The sequence below is a fragment of the Sporosarcina sp. CAU 1771 genome, assembly GCF_054482775.1.
Genome location: NZ_JBTLRN010000008.1, coordinates 48,802 through 63,672, shown reverse-complemented (window position 1 = coordinate 63,672; position 14,871 = coordinate 48,802). Strand labels below are relative to the sequence as shown.

The window sequence follows — 14,871 nt, the reverse complement described above, 5'->3', positions numbered from 1 at the left end:
GTTGTCACTCTTTGATTGATTACTAGCAATTTGCTACACATATAGCTTGATATAGAACTATGAAAGGTGGTTTAATATAGATAGCCTAGAAGGAGGGATGAACATATTGCTTCACTATAGAACTTACGAGCTTGGACCAGAATCTCCGTGGGTAACGTTTGTCCATGGGGCGGGAGGCAGCTCTTCTACTTGGTTTAAACAAATTCGAGAATTCAGGAAAGAACATAATATACTACTTGTCGATCTTCGAGGTCACGGGAAATCAGAGCGTGGACTTTGGGAGGAAGATGATACATTTACTGAAGTAGCAAAAGAAGTTGTCGATGTTATGGACAAGGTTGGTATTCAAGAATCACATGTTATTGGCATGTCACTTGGTACCATTGTTGCACAGACGATGGCAGACAATCATCCAGACCGTGTGAAATCATTAATTCTTGGCGGTGCAATTATTCGTTTTGACTTTCGAACGAAATTTTTAATGATGGTTGCGCGCGTATCGAAAAAATTTGTACCTTATATGTTGCTCTATAAATTATTTGCTTATATATTAATGCCGCGTAAATCCCATGAGGAATCACGTATGGCGTTTGTCAATCAGGCAAAACTGATGAGTCAGAAGGAATTCATTAAATGGTTTTCCCTCACGAAACTAATCAATCCCTACTTAACACGTCTCCAAGTTTCAACCACTGCAATTCCAACACTTTTTCTAATGGGCGAGCAAGATTATTTATTTTCAGCTCCAGTTAAAGAAGTGGTTCGGCTGAATAACGACTTTGAGTATATTTCTATAAAAGATTCTGGACATGTTTGTAACATTGACCAACCGGATGTTTTTAATCGATTATCGATCGACTATATTGCAAAAGTCGAACAGCAAAAAAACGTCATCCAAATGTGATGACGTTTTTTTGTGTTTAATTAAACTTCAACAAGGTCGAGTTGAACAGCTGGTCCGAAAAATTCAAAGTGTACTCTTTCGGTTGGAATGCCAATTGCATAAAGATCCTTAATTACGGATTGCATGAAAGGTGTTGGGCCACATACGTATATATCGCTGTCAGTTAGTACATTTGAAGCAAGAAATTCACGTGTTATGAATCCGTCACCCTCTTCAGAATAGAGTACGGAATAACTTGAAGCAGACATAGTTTCATGTAGCTTGTGAACACGATCATTGAACGCCTGGTGCTGACGCGTACGGGCCGAATGTAAGAATGCAACAGGTCGTTCGGGTGTATTCTTGGCAATCGTTTCATACATGCTCATCATAGGTGTGATCCCAACACCTCCGCTTATTAACGTAACCGGATTTGCACCGTCAGTATCTAAGTAGAAATCACCCGCGGGAACGCTGACTTCAAGGCTATCTCCGATATTCAAGTGATTATGAAGGTAAACCGAAACTTTTCCGTTCGGATTAAATTCATCTTCTCGTTTTACTGAAATTCTGTAGCACTTTCCGTTTTCTGCTTGAGACAAACTGTATTGTCTGTTGAGCGTATATTCTTCACCGGGAATATCTAATCGAACCGTGATGTATTGACCTGGTTTATAAGAAGGAAGCTTCTCCCCATCTTTAGGTTCTAGATAAAATGAAGTAATAACGTCACTTTCGACGATTTTATCAGTAATAATAAATTCTTTGAATGTTTTCCATCCACCGTCTTGCTTTTCAGCATCTTCATACATGTCTTTTTCAATGCCGATGAAAGCATCAGCAATCACACCATAAGCTTCTCCCCATGCTCCAATGATTTCTGGAGTTGCTGCATCTCCAAGGACTTCCTTAATTGCGCCTAATAAATGATAACCAACAATTGGGTACTGTTCTGGAGTAATTCCGAGTGATTTATGTTTATGTGCAATTTGTACAACAGTAGGCAAAATTGCACCTAAATTATCGATATTCGCAGCGGCGGCGTAAACTGTATTCGCAAGAGCTGTTTGCTGACGTCCTTGTGATTGGTTCACGTGATTGAATACATTTAATAGTTCAGGGTTTGCTTCGAACATATTTTTGTAGAAAGTAGTTGTGATTGTTTTTCCGTGTTGTTCTAAAACCGGAACGGTTGATTTGATAATTTGAATTGTTTCTTGAGATAACATAGTGTTGCACAACCTTTCGTATTTGTATAAATTAATCATAAATCAAAAAAGAGTTTAAAGATACATTTTAAATACATGTTTAAGTAACGTTTAAAAGTTAGTCACATTTCTTTCACGTTTCTGCCACAAAAGGTATAATAGCTTCAGAAAGTGCGGTGATTTTATGCGGCTAACGATGTATACAGATTTCTCATTGCGTGTTCTTTTATATCTTGGGATTCAAGATCAACAGAAACTGTCGACGGTCCAAGAAATTTCCGATGTCTATGAGATTTCTAAAAACCACCTTACGAAAGTAACACACGAACTGGGAAGAATGGGGTTCATCGAAACAATCCGTGGCCGAGGTGGCGGAATTCGATTGAAAATGACACCAGACCAAATTAATATTGGTGATGTCATTCGAAAAGCAGAAGACGATTTTCACCTTGTGGAATGTTTTAATTGTGAAACGAATCGCTGTGTCATCACTCCCGCCTGTAAATTAAAAGGGGTTCTCCATGAAGCAATGGCTGCCTATTTTAAAGTATTAGACAGTTATACACTTGCAGATTTCGTTGAAAATAATGAAGGACTTGCAGCAATTTTATCTTCTTCCAGCAGAAAACTCCCACCTCTGTAGGTGTTGAGATGAATGCGTTTATGTTTCTTACAGTGGATGTTCAGACTCGCGCTGTAAGAAGATAAAGCCTCCGGCGGATGTCACAGATTTTGAAAGGAGTCTATCGAGCTCGCTCGATTCAAAATCTGGACGCAATTACGCCGAGGCGTAATTGAATCAATCCAAATATGTGATAAACTGAACTATGATATAAGAACAGTAGGAGGAATTTTTTCATGAATAAAGTTTTGGTTTTCGGCCATAAGAATCCTGATACGGATTCAATTGCATCTGCAATTAGTTACGCATATTTAAAAAAGAAACTAGGAATGAATGCAGAAGCTGTCAGGCTAGGTACGGTGACAAGCGAGACTGCTTATGCACTTGACTATTTCGGATTTGAAGCACCTCGTTTAATTGAAAAAGCAGCACCTGAAGCAAATCATGTTATTTTAGTTGATCATAATGAAAAGCAACAGAGTGTCGATGATATTGACGATGTACAAATTATTGAAGTCGTCGATCACCACAGAATTGCAAACTTCCAAACAAATGACCCACTCTATTACAGAGCGGAGCCAGTTGGTTGTACGGCAACAATTCTAAATAAGTTATTTAAAGAACATGGGATCGAGATTCCTAAAGACATTGCTGGACTCATGTTGTCTGCTCTCATATCGGATTCGCTTCTTTTCAAATCGCCTACATATACGGAAGAAGATCGTTTGGCGGTAAAAGAATTGACAGCAATTGCTGATATTGATGCAGAAACATACGGACTAGAAATGTTAAAAGCGGGCGCGGATTTAAGTGGAAAAACGCTTGAAGATTTAATCACTCTAGATGCCAAGGAATTTGGAATTGGCGAAATGAAAATTGAAATTGCACAAGTGAACGCAGTAGAGGTTCAAGAAGTGATGGATCGTCAAGTTGAGTTGGAAGCATTAATTGGACAAGTCATTGAAGAGAAAGAATTAAGTTTGTTCTTGTTTGTCGTGACGGATATATTGAATAACGATTCCACGATTCTCGCACTCGGAAAAGAAGCGGAACGCGCTAGTGCTGCTTTCGATATAAACCTACAAAATAATATTGGAATGCTTAAAGGGATTGTTTCAAGAAAGAAGCAAATTGTTCCTGTACTGACGGAAGCATTAAAATAAAAAATTGTAAAAAGGCTACACCAAAAGGTGCAGCCTTTTTACATAGCTATTAATTGTGCTTTCAATTTAATGAATTTAGTAGGTCGTGTTTTTCCAATCGTAAAATACGGTGTCGTAGTAAATTATAAATCCAATGGTTTTGTTGCAGGTCCTTCGAGTACAGAACCATCTTTACGAAAGCGGGACCCATGACAAGGGCAATCCCATGTCTCCTCAGCATCATTCCATCTCGTTTTGCACCCCATATGCGTACACGTTGGTGAACTCAGTCGAGTGGTGTACCCCGAGGCGAGTTCTTTGACGACAAGCCCCGTATTTTTGAAAGCTTGTAGTAGTAGGGTACCAAACCCAGTCCGTTCAGGGGAGTATAGTCCGGTTGCACGATTTGTTCGTCCGACAATTTGATCGCAAATAATTCGAGCGCTAGCTATTGAATTCGAAAGTCCCCATTTACGATACCCTGTACTCAAATAAACATAAGGCATTCCTGTAGATATCATTCCAGCGTAAGGAATCATATCTGGTGTTTGAGGATCTTGTGCGGACCAGCCGTGCGTGAAATCGCCTAAACCGAACAGGTCTTTTACATCTCTATACAAACGATCATAATGGAAGTTTGTGTTGCCTTTTGCTCCTGCCTGATGACTTTCCCCAGACAAAAGAAAGTAAGTTTTGTCGTCGAATTGTGCTGTTCGAATCGATCTTTTCGGCTCATCAACTGAAATGTATTGTCCTTGAAGTGCGATGTCGGCTTCCGCCGAAACAATGTAAGAGCGATCAACGGAAAGCTTCATAATTTGAAGTCCGCGAAGTGCCTCAATTGGATAATGAGAACAAAGAACAAGTTCTTTAAACTGTACTTCATGATGAGAGTGCAACGTCACTATTTTCTTTTTTAAATCCATCTGCAACACATCGGAGTCTTCATAAATACGAGCCCCGGCTTCAACAGCCATCTGTGCTAACTTTTGTCCGAACCGAACAGGGTGGAGTTGACTTTCATTTTTTAATGTAAGTGTAGCATCAATTGGGATCGGTAATTCAGAGTTTTTTCCAAATTCACCTTTAATACCGAGTTTCTCGTAGGCACTAGCCTCAGCCTTTAGCAATTCCGTTCCATACTTCGATTGCGAGAAAAGAATGGAGTCGGCCGGTTTTAGTTCGTCGGCGCTTGCAATAGACTTACCGAATTCTACGGCCTTTTCATTGACCTCATAATATAGTTTTGTATCATCATGCCCAAACTTTTTTAGTAATTGAGCGTAAATTAGATCATGTTGTGCCGTTAGTTTACCTGTTGAATTCCCAGTAGCACCCGCCAGTATTTTATTCTTCTCAAGCAATATAACATCCTTTCCTTCTTTGGCGAGAAAATAGGCTGTGGCGAGTCCGCTCAATCCACCACCTATTACACATACATCGCATTGTATATCTTGATTTATTGCGGGGTAAACATCCCGCGAATAAGCTGTAGCCAGCCATAATGAACTAGACATTCATAAACCTCCATATCGTATTATTCTTAGCAGTAGTAGGCATATACATTGTTGCCCTCTTTAATAAGATTTAATATGGAGATTAGTGAAAGGTGGTAAAAATAATGAAAATTGAAGTATGGTCGGACTATGTATGTCCGTTTTGTTATATTGGAAAGCGTCGACTAGAAGAGGCTTTAGAGGAAACGGGACTAAGCAATAAGATAGAGGTAGTTTACAAAGCATATGAATTGGATCCAAACACACCAAAAAAGACAGAGAAAACAATGCATGAAGTACTAGCTACAAAATATAACATGAGTGCAAAAGAAGCGAAAAACATGACGGATAATGTTGCTGAACAAGCGAAAACTGTCGGACTAACGTATGATTTTGAAAACATGGTACCTGCAAATACATTCGATGCACATCGACTTGCAAAGCTTGCAGAACAAGAAAATGTCGGTGAAGAAGTGACAGAGAAATTGTTGAAAGCTTACTTTATAGATGGTGAAAAAATCGGTACAGAAGAAGTACTTACTCGCATCGCTGAAGAATCTGGAATTTCAAAGGACAGTATGAAAGAAATGATGGACTCTGACGCGTTTGCCACCGAAGTAAAAGCGGATATCGCTGAAGCAAGACAAGTTGGTGTACAAGGTGTTCCGTTTTTTGTCATTAACCGTAAGTATGCAATTTCGGGTGCGCAACCAACTGCAACCTTTGCAGATGCACTTCGTAAAGTTGCTGAAGAAGAAGGAATCCAACCTGAATTAAAAATTTTAGGCGACGATGCCAAAAATGTATGTACCGATGACCAGTGTGAAATCTGAGAAAAGGTACACTCAATTCAACTTCTTAATAAAGTATCTATGTTAACTAATAATGTTGATAAAGCTTATTACACAATAGTGCTCGAGTAAGCGTATCTAACACGTTGATTTCCGTTTCAGACCTAAAAAGCTGAAAGATAAAGTTCAATCTTTCCCTGACGCATTCCGGAGGGCAGGCGGTGGACAAACCCGCTGTTGTTTCACCTGACCTGCTGACCCTCCCGGAGTCGCCGTCTTCCACTTCAATCCACTAGGAGTGTTACAAGTCGTATTATTGCTCCACTCTTAGTACCGCAATAACCATGAGGTAAATGGAACCAGCGTAGAAGCGACAAGTGTGAGCCGAAGTAGTAAGACCGACAGTGAACTTTCTGACGGGCTTACTACGGGAGGCCATCACCAATTAATGTTCATTATTTTAGCTATGCTAAAAAACGTTGACGAAGCGAGATTATTCATGCCTTCCACTCCACTTGAAAAAGAGTGTACAAATTCTTTATCCACTATCAACAGAGCTATTTTAGATGGCCTATGAAACAAAAAATCAGAGTAAACCTTTACATTAGGTTTAACTCTGATTTTTTTATATTCAGATGAACAATAAAAGTTGATATATAAATCTAGCTTCTTTAGCTAACGCATTAAAATTAGATCTGAGTTGCATCAGTTACTTCCAAACTTCTATTGAAATTATCTTTCAAGAAATCAATCAATTCCTGACTGTTTAAAGGCTTGGAGTAAAAATAGCCTTGAACCTCGTCGCAATCAATAGATTTTAGAAAGTCCAATTGTTCAATCGTTTCGACTTTCTCTGCCAACGTAATTAAGTCTAAGTTATTCGCCATAACAATTATAGTAGTAATAATTGTTCTAGCCTTTGGATCATGTGCAATATCCTGAACAAGTGAACCATCAATTTTCAAGCGATCAATAGGGAAACTTTTCAAATGATTTAAGGAGCTGTATCCCGTTCCGAAATCATCCATACTAATCGATATACCAAGACTTCTTAGTTCCTCAAAGTTGTTTATAGCATAGGCTACGTCTTTGATTGCCATGCTTTCAGTTATTTCTAAATCAAGAAGATGAGGATTATAACCGGTCGACTCCAATACATCTTTAATTTTTTGAATAAAGTTTTGATTGTAAAATTGTTTGAATGAAACGTTCACACTTAACTTCAATTCCTTATACCCTTCGTTTTGCCAAATCTTGACCTGTTTGCAAGACTCGACTAACACCCAGTCCCCTAATTCATTTATTAATTCATTATCCTCGGTTAGCGGAATGAAATCACTCGCTCCGACAACTCCCTCCTCGGGATGATTCCATCTAAGTAGGGCTTCTACAGCAAAGATTTTTCCGGTAGAAATATTTATCTGAGGCTGATAATAAACTTCGAATTGTTTGTCTTTAACCGCTTTTCTTAGATCCCCTTCTAATAATAATTGTTTAGGATCTAGGTTTATTAAATAATTATGATAAAATTCAAACGTGTTTTTACCTTTATCTTTGGCATTATACATTGCCATATCCGCGAACTTCATTAAGTCTTCCCCCATTAGACTATCCTGGGGGAATAAAGAGATACCTAAGCTACCAGTAATATAAAGTTCCTGATTGGCAATGAGAAAGGGGGTCTGTACTTGATATATAATTTCATCTACTTGTTCTTGAAGACTATTTACTGAAGCAACGTTTGGAAATAGAAAAGTGAATTCATCCCCACCTAATCTCGCGATCAACACATCCTTATCAATAAATGATCTGAAACGATCCGAGATTGCGGTAAGCAGTTCATCACCGGTTTGATGACCTAACACATCATTTATTAACTTAAAACGATCCAAATCCAAAAAGCAAACTGCCATTCGAGTATCGCTAGTAGAACTTGTTATTCTCCGATCTAACTCTTCTTTAAAAAATCTTCTGTTAGGAAGTCGAGTAAGTGCATCGTGATACGCCATATGTCGAATTTCTTCCCTTGCTTCAAAAATATCAGAGATATCTTTAGCTAGAATACTAATTGTAGCAATTTCATCTTCTGTGAATTGGGGAACTAATGTGATTTGTACATTCACATATTCTCCTGACTTAGTGAACAACTTTGTTTCAAACATTTGTGATTCGCCTTTTATTGCGGAATTTAAATAGATGAAAAAGTCTTCGTTTTGATCGCAATAAATCAGTTCATTAAACGAGTTTTTTTCTTGTAACTCCTTTAATTGAAAACCTAACATTTCTTTTACTGCATTATTCACTTTAACTATTTGTCCAACAGTGTTTAATGAAAAAATTGCAATCGCTTGATTATCAAATAGGGCTTGGTAATTTTGTTTGGTTTCACTAATAAGTTCTTTCTGTTTTTTACTATGAAAATCTGAAACGAAGCCAGTAAATAATTCTAAGAAAACTAAACCAAACACGTTAATTGTTAAAGGGAGCAACGTATTGTTGTAGTAAAGTGAATTAGAAATTGCGAAATTTTGATTGTCAAATAGGTCTACCGTAGAAAATAAAGTGATACTGGAAAAAAGAGTGAATCGAATACTTGCAAATGCTATACCAATAGCAATACTTCCGAAGATTACCCATTGAATACTTATCTTTTTGATTGCCCTTAATTGGCGGATGAACCGAATCGTAGCGATTGTATTTCCAATCAGTAAAAGGTTTGCACTAATAAACAACAAAAGATTCATTTTAATGTTATTTTTTACCATTTCATTCCAAATGTCGAATGAGTTCACTAAACTGATGCAAGAGGCAAAGATAATCGAGCCCGCTACTAACTTCAAAAATGAAACTTCTCTATAGCATATTGTATTAATTGCGGTATTAACTGCAAAAAAACTATAAAGAAAGACGAATAAACCGAACACTAAAGTAGTGTTTGAATATGATTCAAAGAAATAGGTGTTGAGATACATAAAGCAAATAATAGCACCAAAAACAATCGAAGAAATATGTACTTTAGGTTTATTATTTTCAACGATATCAATTTTCTTTATGACGGTTATTCCTATAAAAGCGGCTATACTTGCAATCGAAATAGATAATACATACTCACTCAATGCATAGTATTCCATAAAAGCATCCTCATTTCTCTACAAAGCTATAGAAAACACTCATATAAACACGTTACTACCATTCTGATCTTATGGTAGTTCAAAATGCACTATTTCGGCGGTGAATAAAATGAACTATGTTATTTCCATAATACAGGTGTAAGTAGAAACTATCAATGCCTGAATTAGTGACTGATTTATTGTATTTTCATTTTCTTATATTGGAGTTTGGGAGGTGGTGTGAAGAATAAGTTTTTTCCCTTAAGAATACTTTAAAATCAAAAGATCCAATTCGTTTAAGAACGAATTGGATCTTTTGGCGATTTATTTATATACGTTCTGCTTTATGTCCAATAAATTTATAATGCACAAGATACAACGATGGAATCATCACCAATGTAAACAAGCTAGAGAATGCAAGCCCGGCAATAATTGTTATTGCAAGTGCTTCAAACAACGGATCACCTGATGCAGCAACTGGGATTAAGGCGACAATCGAAGTTAGAGTAGTTAAAATGATTGGTTTGATGCGCACGTATCCAGATTCTACAATGGCTTCAATAATATCCATATTGCCAAGATGGCGACGTGTTTCTACGAAGTCAATAAGTACGACGGCGTTACGCACTACAATCCCGGTCAATGAGACAATCCCCATGACGCCAAGGAAACTTAGTGGTGTTTGAGTAATGAATAGACCAAGAATCGCTCCAGACATACCTAGATACACTGCAAACAGCACAAGGAATGGCAAGCTGAATGATTTGAATTGGAATGCAATTACTAAATACACAAGCAATAGTACAACTAGAAATAGAATTCCGATTTCAGTAAAAAAGGCCTGCTGATCTGAATTCTCTCCACCTGTGGAAATCGTATATCCTTCAGGTAGCTCTTTCTTTTCTTTCTCTGCAGCATCTAACATATTTGTTTTGAATCCATCCGCAGTACCATAAGCTTTTAACGTAATTGCTCGTTCCCCTTGTTCATGAGGGACTTGGGCAATTCGTGTCGTTTTTTCTGAAGATAGTAATTCATCCATTGGAATAAATTTCGGTGGTCCTTGACTTGATAGGGAAGGGATGACTTTTTCGGAGAAGTCAATCGGTTCTCCTTCAACCACACCTTTTTCTTTTAACACAACCTGTCTAGAAGTATCACCTTCATAAATTTCAAACAAAGGTATACCCTGGGTCATTAATTGCAATTGATTCGTTACTAAGCTTAAGGAAATTCCGTTCTCCTCAAGTGCTTGACGATTCGGCATGTACTGGATAGCTGGAACGGCTTCTCCCAAGTTATCCGTTACGATGTTCGCGCCGTTTTCAAGTAAGCGGTTTTTTAAATTATCCCGTAACTGTGCGAGTTGGTCGATATCCTTACCTGTAATCGTAACGGTAACTGGTGCACCAACAGGGGGTCCTTGAACAATCGTACCTAGGAAGATTTCTGCGTCCCTATAACGCTCACGTAATACGGGTTCCCATTTATCGATGAAGTCGGAAGCAGTTGTCTTGTCGATATCCACGCGAAACACTGCTTGCCCGGTATTTTCTCCCGTGTTATCCATAGATGCGGCAAATAGATTCGGAAGGCCTGTGCCCGTGAAAATAGCCGTTTCTTTAACGTTTTCATCCTCATTTGAAACTTCGTCAATAATCTTTTGAATTTCAATATTTGTTTCGTCAATGGTTGTTCCTACTGCAAGTCGAACGTTCATCGTTACTTCTTCTTTATCTGCAGCTGGGAAGAATTCAAACGGAGTTAATAAGGTTAGAAACAAAAGTGCAGTTGCTACCCCTAGTCCTCCTATTCCGACGATTAATGGGCGCTTCAAGACTTTACGTAATACTTTTTCAGAGTAGAAGATAGCTATTTTTTCTAATGGTTTACCCAGGAATCCTGGCGTATCTGATATTTTCTGATTGCGTCTTTTTGTCTTGATGAATTGAAGCATTGGGACAAGTGTGATTGATAAAATCGTCGATGCAATAATTGTCGTGATCAAGATACTAGGAAGAGCTTTAATAAATGCTCCGTTTCCACCAGATAGGAAAAGTAATGGAGAAAAAGTTACAACAATGGCCATGCTCGAAGAAATTATCGACGTATAGACTTCTTTAACGCCATTAATGGCACCGTCCATTGGTGAATCTCCTAGCTTATAGCGTCGTTGAATATTGTCATTTACCACAATACTGTCATCAACGAGTATTCCGATAGCAATTATAAGTCCGATTACTGAAATGAGGTTCAAATCTACGCCCATTTGTGGGATTGGAATGAGGCCAATAAGCACGGATGCAAGGACGGTAAACGCTACCGCAAATGAACCAAACAATGTCAGTCCAGCAGTTGTTACTATGAGCACTGCCATGACTGCAATGAGAAGAGATATATACAAACTGTTGAATATCGAGTTCACATTTCTTGCCTGTGATTCATACGTGTGTGCTGTTATTTCTTTAGGCAAATCATTCATGTACGGGTCTATCTTCTTGTCAATAATCCTGTCCATAGAAGGGATGTCTTGACCTGGTTGAAGGAAAATTGTATAAGAGATTGCAGGTTTACCATCGAAAGTCACAATGTCTTTTGCGTCTTTTACTGTGTCCTCAATGTCGGCTAATTTTGCCAACGGTATAGCAGTAGATCCGATTTGGATTTGCTTTAGCTTTTCAACTCCGTCTTCCTGTTTCACTGTCAATAAGACGCGTTCCTTACCGTCAAAGTGTGTGCCGAGTGAAATGGGTTGATTCGCTTGTTGCAAAGCGCTTAGTACATCGAATGCCTGAAGCCTATTTTCAGCTAATTTGTCGGGATCCAGTGAAATGATTACTTGCTTTTCATTAAATCCTTTAACAGTTGTTCCTGCTATTCCATCAATAGACTGAATATCATCTGAAAGTCGGGCAAGGGAAGTCTCCATCTCTGAAAGTGCTTCCTCATCTCCAGTAAACATGTATGAAACGAGTGGAAATGCTAAGTTGAGCTTTTTTACTTCAGGTGTTTGTGCATTTTCAGGGAGTTCACTAGCAGCACGTTGAACCTCTTGCTGAATCTTATTAATCGTCTGTTCAGAGTCGATTCCGTCTTTCAATGACAAAGTAATAATCGAAGCAGAGTTCACAGAGATAGAATTCATTGAATCGATACCGCTTACTTTCTTGATAGCTCGCTCGAGCCGATTGGTTACTGTTCTTTCTACTTCTTCCGGTTCTGCACCAGGAAGGATGGAAGAGACCATAGCAAGATCAACCGGCGTCTCGGGGATTTCTCGTTTAGGCAGCGTTAAAAATGTGTAAGCTCCAACAAGCATAAGTATAAAAATTAAGAAAATAAATAATTTACTCCGATTAAGCAAATAAGTCAATTGTGTAAATCCCCCCAAATATAGTAAGTAATCTTAAAACTTCTAATCCCCTTAATCTTACAATAGTAAACCGAATATTTATATTCTAAGAACCTTAAAAGCGGGGGAAAGATGAAGTTTTATATACAGTAATGTATGTCATAGTACACAGGTGAAACCGATAAGTGTAATCAGTTTGAGTATGAAAACATTGTTGTATAATGGAGATACTAGTGAAAGGAGATGGAATAATGATTGCAATGTATGAATCAGATGTATCAGGTTTTGACAAAATCGACTCTATAAAGGCGCAGGAGTTGGTAAACGGAGAAGCTGAAGCGGTAATTTATATCGGTAAAGCAGTATGTCCTTATTGCCAAAACTTTGTTAAAAAACTTAAAAAAGTTGCGGAAGAAACAAACACACATATCTATTATGTGAACAGTGTTGAAGAATCGGATATGGAGGGTATCACAGCTTTCAGAAAAAAATACGACATTCCGACGGTTCCTGGCTTCATCTACACTAAAGGGGAAGCGGTAAACGTTAAATGTGATTCTTCAATGTCAGAAGAAGAAATCCAAACATATATGAATAAATAACATTGTTGCGAACGGTGGATTTTATTTTTCACTCCGCGCATAATATAAGTTCGAACGAAAACACTGAATGATTTTTCAGTGTTTTTTTAGTTCACGGAATTTACGAATGACAGGTGAGTGAAATTCTAGTATTGTAAAACTATAGGGTTGTGGCATTTACGTGTGGGGGTTGACAGAAAGATGAAAAAGATTTTATTTTTAGTGTTAATTCTAAGCATGATGACAGGTTGTACCAATGCATTTAATGATGAGGAAGGCTACCGGATGTCTTTAATAAACTATAGTTTTCCTGTGCCGAAAAATGCCTCGCAAATGAGACCCGAAGTGTGTACGGGTCAAATTTCAAAATCTGCCAAATATAAGTTAAGAAATATTGGCGGAAAATCAGGGGAGGAACCACAACAACGATACCTCGATGAAATAGAAGATTGGGGATGGATAGCTATGGAGGGGAAAAGTAGTGATAGTGTTCGTTTCTTTGAAAGAGATTCTGTGGTGATTTCTGTCTTATTTGATAAAAATGTAATTGATGTATTTGAAATGAGTATGGATAAGTAAAAGGGGAATCTATTTGGTGTAGGTTCTTTTTTTATTGGACTATATTCAAATCTGTGAAACGTCTCCAAAAACATTAAAAACAGGTAATGAAAAAAGATAGGTAATTCCTTGTCAAAATTGAAGATTCAAAGCATACTAATAGAGGTGAAAAGGTTTCAATCGAAAGGAATGAATGTTGATGTCAAAACATCAATGGTTAAATGAACTTAAATCAAAAATCACTCTAGGAATTCTAAAAATAGATGAGCCACTTAGTAAATATACGATGACAAAGCTTGGAGGTTCAGCAGATTTACTTGTTATTCCTGCAACAATCGAAGAAACTATAGTAACTGTTCGCTATGCATATGAAAATCAAATACCTTTATTGCTTCTTGGCAATGGGTCCAATATGGTTGTTAAAGATGGCGGAGTACGGGGAATTGTTCTTCATTTATCCGAGTTGAATGAGATTCGAGTAGAAGGAGATAGGATGCATGCGGAAAGTGGCGCACTTATCATTGATGCTTCCAAACGAGCAGCTGCAGAGACGCTTACAGGGTTAGAATTTGCTTGTGGCATTCCGGGGTCTGTCGGTGGCGCAATGGCGATGAACGCGGGTGCTTACGGTGGTGAAATTAAAGATATCATCGTACAAACAACGGTGTTAACTAAGTCGGGAGAGCTTCTTGTTTTATCAAAAGATGAGCTTGAGCTTGGGTATCGAAAAAGTGTCATTACGCAGGAAGGTTACTTTGTATTATCAGCGGACTTTCAACTTTCAAAAGGTGAAAAAGAAAAAATTGATGAAAAAGTTGCGGACTTAACGTTTCAGCGTGAATCCAAGCAACCACTTGAGTATCCCTCCGCTGGAAGTGTCTTTAAACGACCACCTGGCTATTTTGCAGGTAAATTGATTCAAGATTCCGGGCTGCAAGGTAAAGGATATGGTGGGGCAGAAGTGTCTACTAAGCATGCAGGTTTTATCGTCAATAAAAATAATGCAACGGCATCAGATTACATTCGCACAATTGAAATGGTGAAATCAGAAGTGAAAAAGAATTTTGGGATCGATCTTGAACTTGAAGTGAAAATTGTTGGCGAGGAAAGGGTGGAGTAGCTGTGGCC

At 38.1% G+C, this 14,871-nt stretch carries 12 protein-coding genes; 8 read left to right on the top strand and 4 right to left on the bottom strand.

All coding sequences use genetic code 11. From position 1 onward, the window contains the following. Nucleotides 1-106: 106 nt before the first annotated feature. Nucleotides 107-904, top strand: coding sequence for an alpha/beta fold hydrolase (locus ACXYMX_RS08175; protein ID WP_459043759.1), 798 nt, complete (start codon nucleotides 107-109; stop codon nucleotides 902-904). A gap of 20 nt (nucleotides 905-924) precedes the next feature. Here ACXYMX_RS08175 and hmpA read toward each other — a convergent pair whose 3' ends face one another. Further along, nucleotides 925-2,112 (bottom strand): NO-inducible flavohemoprotein, encoded by a 1,188-nt coding sequence (gene hmpA / locus ACXYMX_RS08170; protein ID WP_459043758.1) that lies wholly within the window; start codon nucleotides 2,110-2,112, stop codon nucleotides 925-927. 163 nt (nucleotides 2,113-2,275) lie between these two features. On the opposite strand from hmpA, the gene ACXYMX_RS08165 reads away from it, so the two are divergent. Both ACXYMX_RS08165 and ACXYMX_RS08160 read left to right on the top strand, forming a co-directional pair. Further along, nucleotides 2,276-2,734: an Rrf2 family transcriptional regulator gene (locus ACXYMX_RS08165; RefSeq protein ID WP_459043757.1), complete on the top strand. Its 459-nt coding sequence runs from the start codon at nucleotides 2,276-2,278 to the stop codon at nucleotides 2,732-2,734. A 215-nt stretch (nucleotides 2,735-2,949) separates the two neighbouring features. Then, nucleotides 2,950-3,876, top strand: a complete 927-nt coding sequence (locus tag ACXYMX_RS08160) for a manganese-dependent inorganic pyrophosphatase (protein ID WP_459043756.1) — start codon at nucleotides 2,950-2,952, stop codon at nucleotides 3,874-3,876. A 122-nt stretch (nucleotides 3,877-3,998) separates the two neighbouring features. Here the strand turns inward: ACXYMX_RS08160 and ACXYMX_RS08155 are convergent, their stop codons facing one another. Continuing rightward, a complete protein-coding gene (locus ACXYMX_RS08155) occupies nucleotides 3,999-5,372 on the bottom strand; it encodes an FAD-dependent oxidoreductase (protein WP_459043755.1) in 1,374 nt (457 codons plus the stop codon). Between the two features lie 104 nt (nucleotides 5,373-5,476). Here ACXYMX_RS08155 and ACXYMX_RS08150 point away from each other — a divergent pair, with 104 nt between their 5' ends. Together ACXYMX_RS08150 and ACXYMX_RS08145 are read left to right on the top strand one after the other, a co-directional pair. Continuing rightward, nucleotides 5,477-6,184: a DsbA family oxidoreductase gene (locus ACXYMX_RS08150; RefSeq protein WP_459043754.1), complete on the top strand. Its 708-nt coding sequence runs from the start codon at nucleotides 5,477-5,479 to the stop codon at nucleotides 6,182-6,184. A gap of 337 nt (nucleotides 6,185-6,521) precedes the next feature. Further along, nucleotides 6,522-6,719, top strand: coding sequence for a hypothetical protein (locus ACXYMX_RS08145; protein WP_459043753.1), 198 nt, complete (start codon nucleotides 6,522-6,524; stop codon nucleotides 6,717-6,719). 112 nt (nucleotides 6,720-6,831) lie between these two features. On the opposite strand, the gene ACXYMX_RS08140 is transcribed toward ACXYMX_RS08145, so the two are convergent. Together ACXYMX_RS08140 and ACXYMX_RS08135 are read right to left on the bottom strand one after the other, a co-directional pair. Next, nucleotides 6,832-9,273, bottom strand: coding sequence for a sensor domain-containing protein (locus ACXYMX_RS08140; RefSeq protein WP_459043752.1), 2,442 nt, complete (start codon nucleotides 9,271-9,273; stop codon nucleotides 6,832-6,834). A 307-nt stretch (nucleotides 9,274-9,580) separates the two neighbouring features. Further along, on the bottom strand, nucleotides 9,581-12,625 hold the full coding sequence (locus ACXYMX_RS08135) for an efflux RND transporter permease subunit (protein ID WP_459043751.1): 3,045 nt from the start codon (nucleotides 12,623-12,625) through the stop codon (nucleotides 9,581-9,583). A gap of 230 nt (nucleotides 12,626-12,855) precedes the next feature. On the opposite strand from ACXYMX_RS08135, the gene ACXYMX_RS08130 reads away from it, so the two are divergent. From ACXYMX_RS08130 to murB, 3 genes are all read left to right on the top strand, one after another. After that, complete coding sequence (locus ACXYMX_RS08130; protein ID WP_459043750.1) at nucleotides 12,856-13,206, top strand: thioredoxin domain-containing protein; 351 nt, start codon at nucleotides 12,856-12,858, stop codon at nucleotides 13,204-13,206. A 180-nt stretch (nucleotides 13,207-13,386) separates the two neighbouring features. After that, on the top strand, nucleotides 13,387-13,764 hold the full coding sequence (locus ACXYMX_RS08125; protein ID WP_459043749.1) for a hypothetical protein: 378 nt from the start codon (nucleotides 13,387-13,389) through the stop codon (nucleotides 13,762-13,764). Nucleotides 13,765-13,942: 178 nt separating this feature from the next. Beyond that, the gene (gene murB / locus ACXYMX_RS08120) at nucleotides 13,943-14,863 is read left to right on the top strand and encodes a UDP-N-acetylmuramate dehydrogenase (RefSeq protein ID WP_459043748.1); all 921 of its coding nucleotides are present in this window, start codon (nucleotides 13,943-13,945) and stop codon (nucleotides 14,861-14,863) included. Nucleotides 14,864-14,871: the final 8 nt, after the last annotated feature.

Excerpts from the sequence above, each read along its gene's own strand:
- ACXYMX_RS08155 (WP_459043755.1), bottom strand. The coding sequence starts at position 5,372 with ATGTCTAGTTCATTATGGCTGGCTACAGCTTATTCGCGGGATGTTTAC.
- ACXYMX_RS08130 (WP_459043750.1), top strand. The coding sequence starts at position 12,856 with ATGATTGCAATGTATGAATCAGATGTATCAGGTTTTGACAAAATCGAC.
- ACXYMX_RS08165 (WP_459043757.1), top strand. The coding sequence starts at position 2,276 with ATGCGGCTAACGATGTATACAGATTTCTCATTGCGTGTTCTTTTATAT.
- hmpA (WP_459043758.1), bottom strand. The coding sequence starts at position 2,112 with ATGTTATCTCAAGAAACAATTCAAATTATCAAATCAACCGTTCCGGTT.
- ACXYMX_RS08140 (WP_459043752.1), bottom strand. The coding sequence starts at position 9,273 with ATGGAATACTATGCATTGAGTGAGTATGTATTATCTATTTCGATTGCA.
- ACXYMX_RS08150 (WP_459043754.1), top strand. The coding sequence starts at position 5,477 with ATGAAAATTGAAGTATGGTCGGACTATGTATGTCCGTTTTGTTATATT.
- ACXYMX_RS08125 (WP_459043749.1), top strand. The coding sequence starts at position 13,387 with ATGAAAAAGATTTTATTTTTAGTGTTAATTCTAAGCATGATGACAGGT.
- ACXYMX_RS08160 (WP_459043756.1), top strand. The coding sequence starts at position 2,950 with ATGAATAAAGTTTTGGTTTTCGGCCATAAGAATCCTGATACGGATTCA.
- murB (WP_459043748.1), top strand. The coding sequence starts at position 13,943 with ATGTCAAAACATCAATGGTTAAATGAACTTAAATCAAAAATCACTCTA.